The 16,156-nt window shown below is 64.0% G+C and carries 13 protein-coding genes and 3 pseudogenes; 6 read left to right on the top strand and 10 right to left on the bottom strand.

What is annotated here, in order from left to right; genetic code table 11:
• The first annotated feature begins 10 nt into the window (after positions 1–10).
• The 3 genes from HAP54_RS34300 to HAP54_RS34290 are packed head-to-tail and all read left to right on the top strand — an operon-like array spanning position 11 to position 3,935.
• Positions 11–2,785 (top strand): xanthine dehydrogenase family protein molybdopterin-binding subunit, encoded by a 2,775-nt coding sequence (locus HAP54_RS34300; RefSeq protein WP_166306675.1) that lies wholly within the window; start codon positions 11–13, stop codon positions 2,783–2,785.
• The gene (locus tag HAP54_RS34295; RefSeq protein ID WP_166294784.1) at positions 2,782–3,306 is read left to right on the top strand and encodes a (2Fe-2S)-binding protein; all 525 of its coding nucleotides are present in this window, start codon (positions 2,782–2,784) and stop codon (positions 3,304–3,306) included. The genes HAP54_RS34300 and HAP54_RS34295 overlap by 4 nt, the downstream gene beginning before the upstream one ends.
• An 11-nt stretch (positions 3,307–3,317) precedes the next feature.
• On the top strand, positions 3,318–3,935 hold the full coding sequence (locus HAP54_RS34290; protein WP_166294782.1) for an Isoquinoline 1-oxidoreductase subunit: 618 nt from the start codon (positions 3,318–3,320) through the stop codon (positions 3,933–3,935).
• A gap of 1 nt (position 3,936) precedes the next feature.
• Here HAP54_RS34290 and HAP54_RS34285 read toward each other — a convergent pair whose 3' ends face one another.
• The 6 genes from HAP54_RS34285 to HAP54_RS34260 form a co-directional block, all read right to left on the bottom strand.
• Positions 3,937–4,563 carry an antibiotic biosynthesis monooxygenase family protein gene (locus HAP54_RS34285; RefSeq protein ID WP_166294780.1) on the bottom strand — a complete coding sequence of 209 codons (627 nt, stop codon included), beginning with the start codon at positions 4,561–4,563 and terminating at the stop codon, positions 3,937–3,939.
• A gap of 158 nt (positions 4,564–4,721) precedes the next feature.
• Positions 4,722–5,540 (bottom strand): tetratricopeptide repeat protein, encoded by an 819-nt coding sequence (locus HAP54_RS34280; protein WP_166294778.1) that lies wholly within the window; start codon positions 5,538–5,540, stop codon positions 4,722–4,724.
• A 32-nt stretch (positions 5,541–5,572) separates the two neighbouring features.
• Entirely contained in the window at positions 5,573–6,259 is a 687-nt protein-coding gene (locus HAP54_RS34275; RefSeq protein WP_166294776.1) for a substrate-binding domain-containing protein, read from the bottom strand.
• Between the two features lie 5 nt (positions 6,260–6,264).
• Positions 6,265–6,969: a hypothetical protein gene (locus HAP54_RS34270; RefSeq protein ID WP_166294774.1), complete on the bottom strand. Its 705-nt coding sequence runs from the start codon at positions 6,967–6,969 to the stop codon at positions 6,265–6,267.
• 194 nt (positions 6,970–7,163) lie between these two features.
• Positions 7,164–8,510, bottom strand: a complete 1,347-nt coding sequence (locus tag HAP54_RS34265; RefSeq protein ID WP_166294772.1) for an IS5 family transposase — start codon at positions 8,508–8,510, stop codon at positions 7,164–7,166.
• 187 nt (positions 8,511–8,697) lie between these two features.
• A complete protein-coding gene (locus HAP54_RS34260; RefSeq protein WP_029082245.1) occupies positions 8,698–9,732 on the bottom strand; it encodes a glutamine synthetase beta-grasp domain-containing protein in 1,035 nt (344 codons plus the stop codon).
• Positions 9,733–10,274: 542 nt separating this feature from the next.
• Between HAP54_RS34260 and HAP54_RS34255 the strand changes: the two genes are divergently transcribed.
• A complete protein-coding gene (locus HAP54_RS34255; protein WP_166294770.1) occupies positions 10,275–10,475 on the top strand; it encodes a DUF2735 domain-containing protein in 201 nt (66 codons plus the stop codon).
• Positions 10,476–10,565: 90 nt separating this feature from the next.
• Here the strand turns inward: HAP54_RS34255 and HAP54_RS34250 are convergent, their stop codons facing one another.
• A complete protein-coding gene (locus HAP54_RS34250; protein WP_224741657.1) occupies positions 10,566–10,835 on the bottom strand; it encodes an MliC family protein in 270 nt (89 codons plus the stop codon).
• A gap of 126 nt (positions 10,836–10,961) precedes the next feature.
• Between HAP54_RS34250 and HAP54_RS34245 the strand changes: the two are divergent.
• Positions 10,962–11,705 (top strand): annotated as a pseudogene (locus HAP54_RS34245) (tyrosine-protein phosphatase).
• A 135-nt stretch (positions 11,706–11,840) separates the two neighbouring features.
• Here HAP54_RS34245 and HAP54_RS34240 read toward each other — a convergent pair.
• Positions 11,841–12,047: a hypothetical protein gene (locus HAP54_RS34240; RefSeq protein WP_029082249.1), complete on the bottom strand. Its 207-nt coding sequence runs from the start codon at positions 12,045–12,047 to the stop codon at positions 11,841–11,843.
• 245 nt (positions 12,048–12,292) lie between these two features.
• Between HAP54_RS34240 and HAP54_RS34235 the strand changes: the two are divergent.
• Positions 12,293–13,635, top strand: a pseudogene (locus HAP54_RS34235) (IS1380-like element ISBdi2 family transposase).
• 184 nt (positions 13,636–13,819) lie between these two features.
• Here HAP54_RS34235 and HAP54_RS34230 read toward each other — a convergent pair.
• Positions 13,820–14,532, bottom strand: a pseudogene (locus tag HAP54_RS34230) (IS5 family transposase).
• A 212-nt stretch (positions 14,533–14,744) separates the two neighbouring features.
• On the bottom strand, positions 14,745–16,079 hold the full coding sequence (locus tag HAP54_RS34225; protein ID WP_166202952.1) for an IS1182 family transposase: 1,335 nt from the start codon (positions 16,077–16,079) through the stop codon (positions 14,745–14,747).
• Between the last annotated feature and the right edge of the window lie 77 nt (positions 16,080–16,156).

Genomic DNA, 16,156 nt, shown 5'->3' with positions numbered 1-16,156 from the left:
AGATCAGACCATGCGGCCCTCGCGACGCGAATTCGTGAAGTGGTTGTCGGCCGGCGGCATCTCGGTCAGCCTGTCGCATCTGGCGCTTGCGAAGGAACCGGCCTTCACGAGCCGCGAGACGCTTCCCGGGCGTGGCCATTTCAACCCGGCGGCGAAGGCCGCCGGCCGCGTCGACGGCGTGGCCAAGGTCACCGGCGCCAAGCTCTATGCCTCCGACTTTCGTGCCGCCGACATGCCGGGTTGGCCCGCGACCACCTCGCACGCCATCCTGGTCCGCGCCGATGACGCGACGCATGTCTATGCCGGCATGGACCTCGCCCGCCTCGACGGCCCGCTGAAGCCGTCGGTTGTCGTGACCGCGGCCGATCTCGACCGCATCGGCACGCGGGTGCCGGAGTTCTACACCGGCGACCTGTTCTGCCCGGTCGGCAAGACGCCGCTCTATCTCGGTCAGCCGGTCGCGCTGTTGATCTTCGAGCGGTTCGATGCCTTCGACCGGGCGCGCCTCGCGCTGCGCGACGGTGGCTTCGTCAGGTTCGGCGACGAGACCGGGCCGGTCGTCATCCCGAATTACGGCGCCTATCGCTTCACGCGCGTGGCCGGCGTCACACCTGACGCGCCCGACGTCTACTCGCCGATCCAGGCCGGCTGGGTTTCGCCGAGTCGTATCCAGAACGCGGCGCTGCCGGTCTGGCTGCCGCTCGCCAAGGAGACCAAGGCCGACTACGCCAAGGCCGCAACCCATGGCGAAGCAATCCGCGCCCAGCTTGCCAAGGACGATCCGTCGCAGCTCGTGCTCGACCGCGAGTTCGAGACCCAGTCGGTCGATCCGATGTTCCTGGAACCGGAGAGCGGGCTCGCTTGGTACAGCGACAACAGCGGCAATCTCGAACTGGTGCTCGGTGTGCAGTCGCCCTATGAGGCGACCGAGTCGATCGCCTTCATGCTCGGCAAGGCCCGTCCGCCCTTCCGGCCGTCGCACATCAACGCGCAGTTCGCCCATGTCGGCGGCGGCTTCGGCGGCCGCGACCACACCCCGTTCGTGCTGTACGTGGCGCTGGCGGCGATGTTCTTCCCGGGACGCCCGGTGCGGCTGGCGCACGACCGCTACCAGCAGTTTCAGGGCGGCATCAAACGTCATCCGATCAAGATGCGCTCGCGGATCGGCATCGATCGCACCAGCGGCAAGATCACCGCGTTCGCCGCCGACCATGTGCTCGACGGCGGCGGGCTCGCCAACTTCTCCGCCAACGTCGCGACCGTCGCCGCCACCGCGGCGATCGGCATCTACGACATCCCGAAGGTGGACGTCACCACCGTGGCGCTGCATTCGCGCGGGGTGACCGCAGGCTCGATGCGCGGCTACGGCACGCTGCAGACCATGACCGCGCTCGAAGTCCTGATCGACGAGGCCACGAGCGAGCTCAAGGTCGATCCGATCGCGTTCCGCCGCAACAACGCGCTGAAGCAGAACGGCCGGACCATGACCGGCAACCCCTACATCGTTTCGGTGCGCACGCCCGACATCCTCGACAAGCTCGAGACGCATCCGATCTGGCAGCAGCGCGCGCAATTCAAGCAAACCGCATCCGAGGGACGGTTGATCGGCACCGGCGTCGCCTGCGTCACCAAGGACTACGGCGCGGGCGCGGATTGCTCGCTCGGCCGGGTCGAGATCGATCCCGAGGGACGAATCGCGATCTTCTGCGATCATGTCGAGATGGGCAACGGCATCGGCACCGCGCTTGCCAACCGGGTCGCGGGCCATCTCGGCGCCGTCGCCGACGAGGTCGCCGTCTCCCGGGTCGACAGCTACGACGCGCTCGGGCTCGTCACCTCGGGCGATCCCTACACGATGGATCAGAAGACCCAGGATCTCGCCGAGAAGAACCCGCGCTGGGTGCCCGCGATCAGTTCAGCGACCTGCGCCTCGATCGGCGCCCATGTCGGCACGCACTCGTCGGCCGAGGCCGCCCGCATCATCTTCCGCTTCGGCCTGTGGCCGGCGGCGCTCGAGCTCTGGCAGATCGGCAAGGCCGATCCGCGCGCCCGGCAATGGGACAAAGCGCGCTGGCGGGACGGGCAACTCGTGCTCGGCGAGCTCGCGCCGCTGCCATTGCCAAAGCTTGCGGCGACCGCGCATGCGCGCGGCTTCGTCACCGGCGCGGTGGCGCACAGCTTCTCGCGCTGGGCTTGGTCGCGCGCGCGCTTCCCGTTGTTCGGCGAGCAGTACCGCGCCGAGATCGACGCGCTGGCGATCCGCCGTGGCCGCAGCGCATTCGAACGGATCGACCGCGTCAGCGTGAAGTTCCCGCCGACCGACAACAACCGGATCGGCACCGCCTATACCTCGATGTGCGGCACGCTGGTGCGCGTCGAGATCGAGCGCGCGACCGGGAGCTTGCGCATCGCCAAGGCCTACAGCGTGTTCGAGTGCGGCCAGGCGCTGGTGCCCGAAGTGGTGCTCGGCCAGTCGCATGGCGGCTTCGCCATGGGCGTCGGCTACGCGCTGCTCGAAACCCTGCCGCCGTTCGAAGGCGGCCCCGGCAACGGGCAGTGGAATCTCGGCCAGTATTTGATCGCGCGCGGCTCCGACCTGCCGCTGCACGATCTCGAGATCGAGATGCTGCCGCCGCTGACGCCGGACGAAGCGCCCAAGGGCATGGCCGAGGTGGTGATGATCCCGATCGTGCCGGCGCTGCTCAACGCCATCAACGACGCCACCGGCCACCGCTTCCGCTCATTGCCGGTGACCTCGAGCCTGCTCAAGGGAGCGCTTGCGTGACCACCCTCAACGTCACCATCAATGGCCGCAAGCACGGACCGGTCGAGGTCCGTGACGACCTCTCGATGAACGATTTCCTGCGCGAGATGCTCGGCATGACCGGCACCAAGTTCGGCTGCGGCGCCGCGCAGTGCCTGAGCTGCGCTGTCATCATCGATAATCCTGACGGTACCAGCTATACCAGCCCGACCTGCGTGGTGCCGGCGGCGAATTTCGACGACAAGGCGATCCGCACCGTCGAGGGCCACGCCAAAGATGGCGAGCTCTCGGCCTTGCAGCGGGCCTTCATCGACCACTTCGCGTTCCAGTGCGGCTACTGCACGGCCGGCTTCCTCAATGAGGGCCAGGTTCTGCTCGAACGGCTGGCGAAGACGCCGGTGGCACGGGACCAACTCGAAACCGTCATTGCGGACGCGCTCGACGGCCATCTGTGCCGCTGCACCGGCTACATCAAGTATCACCAGGCGGTGCGCGACGTGATCCTCGCCGATTCCAAACGCTATCTGACCGCCAACAAATGAGCCCGCGAGCGATGACATCGGACACGCGGTTTCGGATCATGGCGATGCTGACGGCGCTCGCGACCAGCCTGTCCGCCGGCTTCGCGGCATCGGAGAGCGCAAGCCATGCCCTCGCCTCACCGGAAAGCTTTGCCGGAATCGAGAATGTCGAGCAGCGCTCCGCGGCGATCTTCACCGAGCTCGGCAAGGTGCTGACGCATCCGGGCTGCACCAACTGCCATCCCGCCGGCGACAGCCCGCGACAAGGCGACATCACCCGCATGCACCAGCCGCCGGTCACGCGCGGCGCCGACGGCCACGGCGTCGAGACGATGCGCTGCTCGATCTGCCACCAGCACGCCAATTTCGAGCCCGGGCGCGTGCCGGGCCACCCGGAATGGCACCTCGCGCCGCGCGAGATGGCGTGGGCCGGCAAGACGGTCGGCGAAATCTGCGCGCAGATCAGGGATCCCGCGCGCAATGGCGGCCGCAAGGTCGAGGAGCTGATCGATCATATCGGCAAGGACACGCTGGTGGGTTGGGCCTGGCATCCCGGCTTCGGCCGCTCACCCGCACCGGGCACGCAGGCGCAGGCCCGCGCGTTGGTCGAGGCCTGGGTGAAGACCGGCGCGGCCTGCCCGCCGCCGTGATCTACGGTCTCTCCACCGGCGGATAATACTGTGGCGCCTCAGCGCGCTCGTACATTCCGTAGTCGCGCATGACCTCGAAGATGCGGAAGTATTCGGTCGTCGGATCGGCGAACAGCTGTGCCCCGAATTCCAGACCGGATTGCTCATCCGGCAAATCGACGAGGTGCGCGTACCGGCCGTCGCGATACATGCTCTGGAAGGAATCGCGACTCCACTCGGTCGCTACCGGCAGCTCGGGATTGGTCGACTCCGACGCAATGACGTATGTCGGGGGACGTCTTGCGGGGTCATTGTATGGCGTCCGCCGCTCTGGCTGCCAGATCGGGCGGTCCGGCCTTGCTTCATGGATCACCTGGGCGATCCGGATGCGGTAGTCGGAGAAGACATCCTCGCGGCCGATCTTTTGCACCGCATGATGCCCCGCATCCACGCGCCATGCGGTCATCGCTCCTTCGTCCTGCCAGATCTGATAGGACAGCAGAAGGTTCTTGCGGGTCAGGCTCTGGAAGCGATCGATGAAGAGACAGCCGCCCATGGCGTCAAGCGCAGGCCTCAGCGAAGCCGCGAGGTCCATATATCGGCTGACGTGTCCGTCCTTGATCTGGACTTCGAAGAACTGAGAAATCATCGAATGGTGCCTCGGCGTCTCCGACGTTTGCGCAAAGCCGCATTACGCTCGGCGTAAGAAGGCATCGCCTTCGATGCGCATACTGATCCCGCCCAGTCTAGAATCAGAGTGTGCCCGCAAGAAAGGGCCAGTTTCTTCTATTCCAGGGGCCACCGGAACTAGAAGCAGAGATTGGTCACGGGGTTGCCGCGCTTGTCCTTGATGACATAGGGGCAGCGGGCGCGCTCCAGCGCCTTCTTGGCATCCTCGTCGCCGAGCGCAGCCGCCCGCTCGTAATAGGCTTTTGCGGCATCACTGTCCTTCGGACCGCCGCGGCCAGCCTGCGCAAACGCCCCCATCCGCTCCAATGCGCCCGGATGGTTCTGCGCCGCCGCCTTCTCGAACAGCGCGCGTGCGGCAGCATCGTCCTGCGCACCGCCCTTGCCTTCGGCCAGCATCAAGCCGAGCTGGTACTGCGCCTCAGCATTGGTCTCGGCGGATCTGGCGAGCAATTCGCGGGCGCGTGCCGGGTCGGATGCAGTGCCGCCGCCGAGTGCCGCGAGATTGCTGACGCCGCGCGCGTTGCCGGCCTGCGCCGCACGCTCGAACAATTTGCGCGCCTGCGCCTCGTCCTTGGCAACGCCGGTGCCGTTGCCGTAGAGCACGCCGAGCTCGACCATCGCCGATGTCGAGCCCTTGTCGGCGGCCTTGCGCCAGGCGGCCACCGCTTCCGCCGTCTGCCGGTTGGCGGCATAGGCACGGCCGAGCTCGTACATCGCGCGGCGCGACGATTTTGCCGCCACCGCGCAGTACTTGATCGCGGTCGCGATATCCGCCGACGCGATCTCGCCCACGCCCTTCACGTCGGCGGGCTTGTCGGGATCGGAGGCATCGGCGGCGAGCCGGTCGCACAGCACGAGGTCGGCCGATTGCGCGTAGGCCAGCACAGGCGCGGCCAGCGCCGCAGCAAGAACGAATGTATGGAACAGTTTGAACATGGGCGGCACGTTGCGTCGCGGTGCGGGCAAATTCAAGGCTCGAGCCCGGTCTCGCGCAACACCGGCGCGACCGCCGCGGACGACAGATACCGCAGCAGATCATCGGCGGCCTCTGCGCGCGGCGACGCGGTCATGCGGCCGGCGGAAAACACCGCCGGCGTCTGCAGGTTCAACGGAATCGGCCCGACGACCTCGATGCCGTCGATCTGCTTCAGCTCGCTGATCTGCTGGATCGCAAGATCGGCCTCATCGCTGACGAGCTTTTCCGCGGTGAAGCCTGCGGGAATGATCACCGCGCGCGCGTTGATTGCGGTGGCGATGCCGAGCCGCTCGATCAGCTGCGCGAACAGGATGCCGCTGGCGCCGAGCCGCGAATAGGCCACCGCCCGTGCGCCGAGCAGCGCCGCACGCAGCGCGGCTTCGGTTGCGATGTCGGGATGCGCGGCGCTCGCCTTCACCGCAACGCCGACATAGGAGCGCGCGAGATCGACGGCGCTCTCCCGCGCAATGCGGCCCTCGCCGATCATCTCGTCGAGGCCCTCCCTGGTCAAAATCACCAGATCAGCCGCCTCGCCGCCGCGCAGGCGCTCGAGAAGCGCCAGCGTCGGCGCGAAATCGGCATCGATCGCAACACCGTTTGCCGCCTGATAGGCCTGGGCAAGCCGCGCCACCGCGCCCTTCAGCGCCAATGTCGAGAGCACGCGAACCGAATTGCCCATTCCGCTCAGGCCCGCCGCATCAGCTTGAGCGCGGCCGTGAGGCGGAGGCTGCGCTTGCCGGCAAACGCGGTCGCTTCGAGCACCGCGCCTTCCGCATCGCAGGTGCCGGCGAAGCCGATCCCGACCTCACGGCCGCCGAATACGGGATTTTCGCCCATCGCCGAGGTGTGTTCCTGATTGAGGATCTGGCCCTTCCAGCGGCCCTTCTCGGAGGTATAGGTGCCGAGATAGTAGAAGAACGCGTCGCCGCCGAGGATGCGGCCGTTGTTCAGCAGCATCACGCCGGTCAGGCCGCCATCGACGCCATCGAGCAACTGGATGTGGATCGAATACAGCCCGTTGATGATGCCGCCCTCGCCGACCCCGCCGGCAATCGGGACTTCGTCGTCGGTGATCGGCGTCATCATCGACTGGAACGGCACGCCGGGCAATTCCCTCAGTTCGCCCTTGAAACGGTAGAGCTCACCGTCCGGCCAGCCTATGGCGATCAGCGTCGCGTCGTCGGTGCCGGCCATCGCGCGGTAGTTCAGGTCGGGGTTGTGGCGGACGGTCTGGATCTCGACCGCGACCTCGTCGCCGTCTTTCTCATAGGTGCCGATATGGGCAAACGCCGAATTGCCGCCGAGCATCCTGCCGTCGCCGACATACATCACGCTGCGGCCGACGGCGCCGCCCAGCTCGAACCGGACCTTGTAAAACCCTTCAAACAAGCGCCGTGTCCCCGGCAGCCAAAATGCAATCGCTATCTAGCGCGGTTCATCACGCGGCGAAACCGCTTTCGGCGGCAAGCCGCCTGCAAATACTGTCGTTAAAAAAGCAAAGGTCCGCCAAGGCGCTCGCCCTGGCGGACCCGACTGCGGTACCGGATGGCTCCATCCGGGTCCGATCGCTGCTTAGTCGTCGGTTAAGAAGCCGATTTGAGTGGTGTGCGGTGGCTGGTGACTGAGAAGAAGGCAGCCAGGAAGAGGTACCAAAGAGCCCTTAGCCAGGCGAGGATGCGGCGGAAGTTGTAACCGACGGCGGAGAGGATGACGTTGGCGGCATCGCCGGCGCGGCCTTTGAGGTAGCAGCGGCCGCGGTGTCCGTCAGCCTTCAAATGGCCGATCACGGGCTCGATAGCGGAGCGGCGCCGCAGCTGGCGCTTGATAGTGCCGAAGACGCCGCGCTTCTGGCCGGAGATGAAGACGCGGCGCGGGTTCTGTGCGTCATGGCCGCGGTATCCCTTGTCGACAAAGGCGCACTGGATCGCGCAGCCGGTGAGTGTCTCGGTTCGGTCGATGACGTCCCGCAGGGTGTGACCGTCGTAAGGGTTATCGGGCAGCGCCTTGGCGTGCAGCACGAACTGGCCGCCGGGAGCAGGCCGGTTGTTGGTGACGATGGAAGCCTTCACGCCGAACTCGTAAGGCGCGCTGGCCTTGCCCTTGCCGATGCACTCCACCTCGGGGGCATGGAAGGAATACAGCTTCCAGCCGCGCTGGCGCTGCTGCTGCGAGCGGATCTGCGTGGCCCGGCTCAACGGGAGTGCGAACGCCTCTTCGAGCGCATCCTGGCCTTCGATCTTGCGGCGGATGTCGCGGATGATCCGGCCCAGGCGGCTGCGCAGGATGCGCAACTGCCGCTGGTGCCGCTTGAACTGTTTGGCATGGGCGTAGCGTCCCGCCATCATCGCGGTGGCCTTGGCGATCCGAGAATAGGATTGCCGCAGCCGCACTCCGTGCTTCCTCGCTAGGCGGTTGAGCCCCTGGATCGCCGCATGCAGCAGCTTGGCATCGGTCGGAAAGGTGATGGCCTTCGGCTGCACCGTGGTGTCGACCGTGACCCGCTCAAGGTCCTTGCCGCGTAACGCGCCGACGTCGTGCGCCACCCGCAGGCTCTCGGCCAATAGCAGTTCCAGTCTGTCGCCGAGCCGCTTGCGCCAATGGCTCAGGTCCGAGCGCTCGTGCGGGAATGCGTGCTGGAAGAACTCTTCGCCAGTGAAGTACTGGAAATACGGGTCGTGGACCCAGCGTTCGCATCCCCCCTCATCGGACAGCCCGTAAATGTGCTTGAGCAACAACAGCCCGATCACGAAGCGGGTCTCAATCCCCGGCCGGCCGTTCTCGCTGTAGAGCGGCGCGATCTCGCCGTCGATCCAGTCCCAATCGATCTTGCCGGTGAGCCGGACCAGCTCGTGCTTCAGATTGATGATCTGGTCGAGCCGCGCCCGGAAAAAATCGTTCGCTCCCGTCGTTTTGTGCTTCTTCGGCCGCATCGTGCCCTCCGATGCGGACAGGGAATCATGCTTCGCCCGTCGAGGGAATCTCGAAAACGAAATTGCAAGCTTCCGATGCACAAAACACCAAAACCTTGCAATCTCAGAACGTCATTCCAGCCAAATTACGATTCCAGATCAGTCGCCTGGAAGCTTCTTAACGGGCGACTGCTTAGGCCGCAGCCACTTAGGCCGCAGCCTTGGCGCCGGTCGGAACCTCGGAGATCGTCTTCAGGATCTGCGAAGCGATCTGGTAGGGGTCGCCTTGCGAGTTCGGGCGGCGGTCTTCCAGATAGCCCTTGTAGCCATTGTTGACGAAGGAGTGCGGCACGCGGATCGAAGCGCCACGGTCAGCCACGCCGTAGCTGAACTTGTTCCACGGCGCGGTCTCATGCTTGCCGGTCAGACGCTTGTCGTTGTCCGGGCCGTAGACGGCGATGTGGTCCATCAGGTTCTTGTCGAAGGCCTTCATCAGGCTCTCGAAGTATTCCTTGCCGCCGACTTCGCGCATGTACTTGGTCGAGAAGTTGGCGTGCATGCCCGAGCCGTTCCAGTCGGTGTCGCCGAGCGGCTTGCAGTGGAATTCGATATCGATGCCGTAGCTCTCGGTGAGGCGCAGCATCAGATAGCGGGCCATCCACATCTGGTCAGCGGCGGTCTTGGAGCCCTTGCCGAAGATCTGGAATTCCCACTGGCCCTTCGCCACTTCGGCGTTGATGCCTTCGTGGTTGATGCCGGCGGCGAGGCAGAGATTGAGATGCTCTTCCACGATCTTGCGGGCAACGCTGCCGACGTTCGAATAACCGACGCCGGTGTAGTACGGGCCCTGCGGCGCCGGATAGCCATCGGTCGGGAAGCCGAGCGGACGGCCGTCCTTGTAAAAGAAGTATTCCTGCTCGAAGCCGAACCAGGCGCCTTCGTCGTCCAGGATGGTGGCGCGCTTGTTCGAGACGTGCGGGGTCTTGCCGTCGGGCATCATGACTTCGCACATCACCAGCACGCCGTTCTCGCGCGCAGCGTCGGGATAGCAGGCGACCGGCTTCAGCACGCAGTCAGAGCTGTGGCCTTCAGCCTGCTGGGTGGACGAACCGTCAAAACCCCACAGCGGAAGCTGTTCGAGGGTCGGGAACGACGCGAATTCCTTGATCTGCGTCTTGCCGCGCAGGCTCGGCGTCGGCGTATATCCGTCGAGCCAGATATACTCGAGCTTGTACTTGGTCATTGAACCTCTCTGTTGATGATGCAAAACCGTGAGGAAACCGAAAGCCAGTCGGTCGCCGCACGCGTACCCGGCCACCATCGGCCGGCTCTTACTAAGCAATTAAAATGCCAGTCGCTGCACTGCAGGGACCCACCCTGTTCACGGATGTCCACAACGGACATCGCATTTTAGCTGCGACATAGCAGCGCGGCTGGCATGCGCCGCGGTCAGCCAAAATCTTCTTTTCGAGCGCCTCGCCGCCCGTTTCTGCAGCAAATTCGGCTACGGCCCCGGCTGCCGATTAATGCAGCGGCAGCGCTGTGTGACAGTTCGTGTCCGATCACCGGGCGCCCAGCAACCATCGCCATGGCCCAAGCGTTGATCAGCTGCGTCCTGCCTCGCAGGAGGCAAACCGGGAATTGCTCACAAATTAGACAAAGTATGACTATTTCTTAGTCAACTTGCGCCCTGCCGGGCCCGGGCCGATATCGAAAGCACGGTAACGACACGCGAATGAGTCGGGCGCACCATGGAGGCTCGCTCCGGCCACAGGAGACTTTGACATGATCACTACGGGCCAAAACCAGGGATCGGCAACGATCTATCAATTCCCGGCGGGGGGCCGCGCGGCTCTCGGCGGACGCCGCTATGGCGAAGCGCGGACGGTACGCGGGCTTGCCAGCGAGGTCGAGACCTCGGCTTGCAGCGAGAGCTGGTACCATCAGGCGGCGATCGACGACGCCAAACCGAGCCGCGATCACTGATGTCGATCAGGCAGCGAGGCGTGACGCAGAAACGTCAGACAGCGTCAGAACAATAAAGAAGGGTCGGAACCAGGCGTTTCGGCCCTTTTTTCATGCCTGCTCGCAGGCCGTCGCTGGCCGCTTGGCATGCCGGAGCCTGGCAAGCCCAGATCGGCTGATCTCGAGCGTGACGCCGCCGCCTTTGTAGCGTGTGCCCGTCAGCGACAGGCGCTTGGTCAGCGTCACCGCCTTGCCGTCGAGCTGCAGATGCGCGCGCTTGTCCCCGGTGAAGAACCCCGCAACGAACTGGGTGCCGTCGGCACAGCGATAATTCCGGAAGGCGGACTGCGCCGATGCCGCCTGGCAACCGAAAACCTCCAAGACAATTGCGCCAACGAGAATGGCGCCCCCGCGATAAGTCATATTCTCCCCCTGACGCGCCGGTTATAGACCTGTCTGCGCCAAGATTTCTGCGCCAAGACCTCACCAGCTGCAACAGGCCCGCCAATGTCCGAAGCCCCTGCCCGTCATCTCAATCTCGCCGGCGCCAGCAATTTTCGTGACCTCGGCGGCTACCAGACGCGTGACGGGCGGACGGTGCGCTGACGGCAGATCTTCCGCTCCAACCATCTGGCGCATCTCACCGCGCAGGACGTCGCCGTGGTGCGCTCGCTCGGGGTGAAGAGCGCATTCGATTTTCGCGGCGTCGCCGAGCGCGCCGATGCGCTGTGCGGCATGAGCGACGTCGCCGTGCATTCGCTGCCGGTCGAGCCGACGGTGGTGGCCGCGCTGCGCGCGATCGCGAGCCACCGCCAGCTCTCGGAAACCGACGCGATCGACGTGATGCGGGATTCCTACCGCGGCTATGTGCAGGACAACACGCCGCGCTATCGCACGCTGTTTGCCCATCTGCTGGAAGACCGCGCGCCGCTGGTGATCCACTGCACCGCCGGCAAGGATCGCACCGGCTTTGCCTGCGCGCTGATCCTGCACGCGCTCGGCGTGTCCGATCAGGTGATCGCCGACGACTATCTCCTGACCAATCAGTTCTACAAGCGCGATCCCGCGCACAGCACCGAACTGCCCGACGATGTCAAGCAGGTGCTCGGTACCGTGCGCGCTGCATTTCTGGAGGCTGCGTTCGAGGCGGTCGATGCCGATTACGGCAGCCTCGACGGCTATTTCCGCGAAGGCCTCGGGCTCGGCCAGGCCGAGCGCAAGACGCTTGAAGGCCGCTATCTGCAGGCTTGACCAATTCGCCAGAGCGTTTTCGAGCGAAAGCCTGTACCGGACTTGATCCGGGATGGACACCGGTTCGCGTGAAGAAAACCCGTCAAAACAAGAATCTCGAGCTTCGGTTCTGATCCAATCAGAACCAAAAAAGCTCTAAGCCGCCGCGGCCTCGAGCTCGAGCTCTGCATCGAGATCGGCGATCACATCCTCGAACGCCGAGATCGCCTGCTGGATCGCCGCGATCTGCATCAATTCCCAACTGCTCACCGGTCCGTTACGGTTTTGCAGCGCCACCACGAGATCGCGCCGCTGCTCCTTAAGCTGAACAAGCGGTAAACCGTGATCCGGAAGATATCCCATAGAAAAACCCCTACCTTGGCTGGAGTTTCGCTTCTACGGGAAAGGATTCTGCGAACGACTTACGGAACTGCCGCAAATTTTATCCAACCGGCCTTACTCCGTAGTCTTACGTAGTCAGCGCTAGCCCGTCTTATTCGTCAGAGTGCGCCTGAGAGGCTGGCGAGCGTGGTGTAAAGCGCTGATGCGGCGTAGGATTCGGTTGCAAAGCCAACCCCATCACCTCAACCGCGAACGCCAGGCCCGCCATGACCGATGATACGATTCTGCCCTTCTCGTTTCCAGCCGTTCACGCCAAGAAAGTCACAGCTGCCTTCGATGGCGGTCGGCTGACCTCGAACGGGGGCGTGATGCTTCTGGCGATGGCCGAGCGGCGTCTCGGCTTGGCCGACAATTTGGCCCGGGTGTTCCCGGATCGGCGCGATCCGACGCGGGTCGTGCACAGCCTTGTCGATATGTTCCGCGCGCGCATGTTCGCGATCTGCTGCGGCTACGAGGACGCCGACGACCTCGATCATCTGCGGTCCGATCCCGCATTCAAGCTGGCCTGCGGACGGCTGCCGGACACGGGTCGCGATCTGTGTTCCCAACCGACGCTGTCGCGGCTGGAGAATGCTCCGCGCCTGCGCGACGTGATCCGACTGACCTACACTTTGGTCGACGCATGGATGGATAGCTACCCGCGCGAGCCGGCATCCGTCACGCTCGACATCGATGATACCTGCGATGTCGTCCACGGCCATCAGCAGCTCTCGCTGTTCAACGCTCATTATGACGAACGCTGCTTCCTGCCGATCCACGTCTACGACACGGAGAAGAGCCGGCCCGTGGCGGTCGTGTTGCGGCCCGGCAAGACGCCGGGCGGCGTCGAGGTGCGTGCCCATCTGCGCCGCCTGATACGGCATATCCGGACGCGGTGGCACAACACGCGAATTACGTTCCGTGGCGACGGCACTATGCCCGGCCGGAGGCAATGGCGTGGTGCGAGACCAACGGCATCGACTACATCTTCGGTCTGTCCGGCACCAAGCCGCTCGCCAGAAAACTCGACGAGGCCGCCGACGACATCCGCACGCGACGCGCCATCGAGAACCTGCCGGTTCTGCGTGGCTATACCGAGACGCGCCACAAGGCCAAGTCCTGGGATCGCGAACGGCGTACCGTCGCCCGTATTGAGGCGACGATGCTCGGCCTCGACATCCGTTTCGTCGTCACCAGCCTCGATGTCGGCTCGGCCGAGTGGATCTACGACAGCCTGTATTGCGCGCGCGGCCAAGCCGAGAATCTGATCAAGCTGCATAAGACACAGCTCGCCTCCGATCGCACCAGCTGCCGTTCGGCGCTCGCCAATCAAGTCCGCCTCGTTCTCCACACCGCCGCTTATTGGCTGATGCTGACCGTGCGCGACGCGATTCCCAAAGCCCGGGAATTGGCCACAGCCGAGTTCGCGACGCTGCGTCTTCGTCTCTTGAAACTCGCTGCCCGTGTGGTCGAGACCACGAGCCGCATTCGCCTTGCGTTTGCCGCGGCATGTCCCGAAGCCGACCTGATCCGCGGCTTGCCAGGCGCGCTGCTGCCTCTCGGTCCTTGACCGGCGGGGCGTCCGCCCCCCGTTCGCCCAACCTACACCTCAAGCGCGTTGCAAAGTACGGGTCGGTCAGGCGGTGAAAAGCCGAAGGCAATCCCGCGCGCCTCGTCAGAGCAGATGTGCGGCCACATCAATCGGACTAAAAAAAGCACTCTCACGAATAGGACGGGCTAGGGCCTGTTTGGATTCATCTTGAATTTATCACAGCGGCGGTGAGATTGATCATGGCTTCGAAGCTGATATCTGTTTTGTCGGCTCGCATGGCGATCCGCTTGAATTCCTTGAGCTTGCAGAAGAAATTTTCGATCAGATGTCGCCATTTGTAGATTTCCGCGTCGATGGCGAGAGGTTTTGCGCGCCGCGGGTGCTGGGAGATGACGACCTTGGCGCCGCGTGCGTCGAGGTCGGCAATGATGGCGTTGCTGTCGAACGCCTTGTCGGCGATCATCGCATCGAAGGTCAGCCCTTCGATCAACGGCGGGACGCCGACCGTGTCGAAGCGCTGTCCTGGCAGCAGCACGAAACGCAGGAGATTGCCGAGCGCGTCGGTCAGTGCCAGGATTTTGGTGGTCATTCCGCCTTTCGAGCGGCCGATCGCCTGGTTTTGCGTCCCCCTTTTGCGCCCTGTCCGTGGCGGTGGACTTTGACGATGGTGGCATCAACCATGACGTACTCCATGTCCGGCTCGTCCGAGACCGCATCAAACATGCGCTTCCAGACGCCCGCCTTGGCCCAGTCGCGGAAGCGCGTGTACACGGTTATCCAGTTGCCGAAGGCGCGCGGCAGATCGCGCCACGGACTGCCCGTGCGCGCAATCCACAGCACGGCTTCGACAAACAGCCGGTTGTTATTGCCGCTCCGGCCGGGATCACCCGGCTTGCCAAGACAAAGCGGCTCCATCTTCGCCCATTGGGCATCAGTCAAAACGAATCGGTCCATCCCAAGCTTGAATCACAACCAAGCCAGGATGAGAATCCGGAATCCAAACAGGCCCTAGAGCGTTTTCGAGCGAAGTGGACACCGGTTCGCGTGAAGAAAACGCGTCAAAACAAAAAGCTAGGAGCCCGTCCAGATATGTTTTCGTGACGGGCATTTGTTGTAGAGTAGCAGGCTCAGGCTGCGTTTGCGAGGTTGAACAGCTTGAGGAGGTTATGGACGGTGCAGATCATTGTCCACTCGGCGCGCACTTTCTCGATGCCCCGCAACAGGAACTGGCGGAAGCCTCTTGCCTGTTTGATCTGCCCGAACACCGGCTCCACCACTTGCTTTCGCAATCGGTAGGGTGTTTCGAAGCCGCCATCGTCGATCTTCTTTCGCATGGCCTGTGTCAGCGGGCCGCCGACTTTTCCGTTCGCTACTGTCGGGTGCTTGGCGCGTCCGGGCGCGACATAGCCATCGATGCTGCGTGTGTCGAGCGCTTCGAGATTGGCTTCGCTGCAGTAGCCGGAATCCGCTGAGGCCTGCCGCGGCTTGCGGCCAAGATTGCTCTCGATGGCCTCGATCAGGGGCACCAACTGGCCCTGATCGCTGCCGTGCTGGGTCAGTTCTTGCGCGACAATGATCTGGGCATGTGCATCGACGGCCGCCTGGGCATTATAGGCCTGAACGAAGCCATCCTTCGACTTCATGATGCGGCTTTCCGGATCGGTGAAGTTGCGTTGCGCCTTGGGATTGGGTTCCTCCGATGGCAGCGCCGCCGGTTTGCCCGGCTTCTTGCGGCCTTCGGCCTGGCGCTGCTGTTCCTTTTCGGCCTCGATGCGGCGCTCTTCCTCCGCCGCCAGTTTGGCGTCCGCTTCCAGCGCCGCCATCGCTTGCTGGATCTTCGCCAGCCGTTTCTGCTTGTCGACGGTCCAGTCCGGCAGTTCGTCGCTGTTGCCGAAAGTCTCATCCTCCGAGGCATCCGCCGCCTCGGCGGCCGCCAGCATGCGAGCGACCTCGGCCTTCAATTCCGCCTCGCGCTTCTTCATGCGCTCATAACTCATCGCCTTGTGTTTCGACGCGTTCGCCTTGATCTTCGTACCATCCAGCGCGACATGACCGAGCTTGACCAGCCCGGCCGTCTCGCACAACTTCAGAACCTGCACGAATAGCGCGCCGAGCGCCTTCAAATGTCGCTTGCGAAAGTCGCTGATCGTCCGAAAATCCGGCGCATCCAGCGCCACGATCATCACAAAATCGTTCCGCTCCCGGCAGGCCTTGGCAATCCGACGCGACGAATACAGCCCACTCGCATAGCTATGCAGCAGCAGCGCCACCATCATCCGCGGATCAAACGGCGGCTGCCCAAGCCCGCTCACATAGCTGCCCATGATCTCCCTGAGATCGAGGCTCTCCCGCACCAGATCAACCATAAACCGCGAGACATGGCCTTTCGGCACGAAGTCCTGCACATTCGGCGGCAGAAGCAGCGTCTGATCGATGTTCCAAGGCCGAAAATACTTGCTCATCGCCCAATGTTGAATCAGACCCGACCAGATTTGAACAGCGACTATCCAGACAAGCTCCTAGAGCTTCGGTTCTGATT

It is taken from the genome of Bradyrhizobium sp. 2S1, assembly GCF_011516625.5.
Taxonomy (GTDB): domain Bacteria; phylum Pseudomonadota; class Alphaproteobacteria; order Rhizobiales; family Xanthobacteraceae; genus Bradyrhizobium; species Bradyrhizobium septentrionale.
This window is presented reverse-complemented; position numbering and strand designations above follow the sequence as displayed.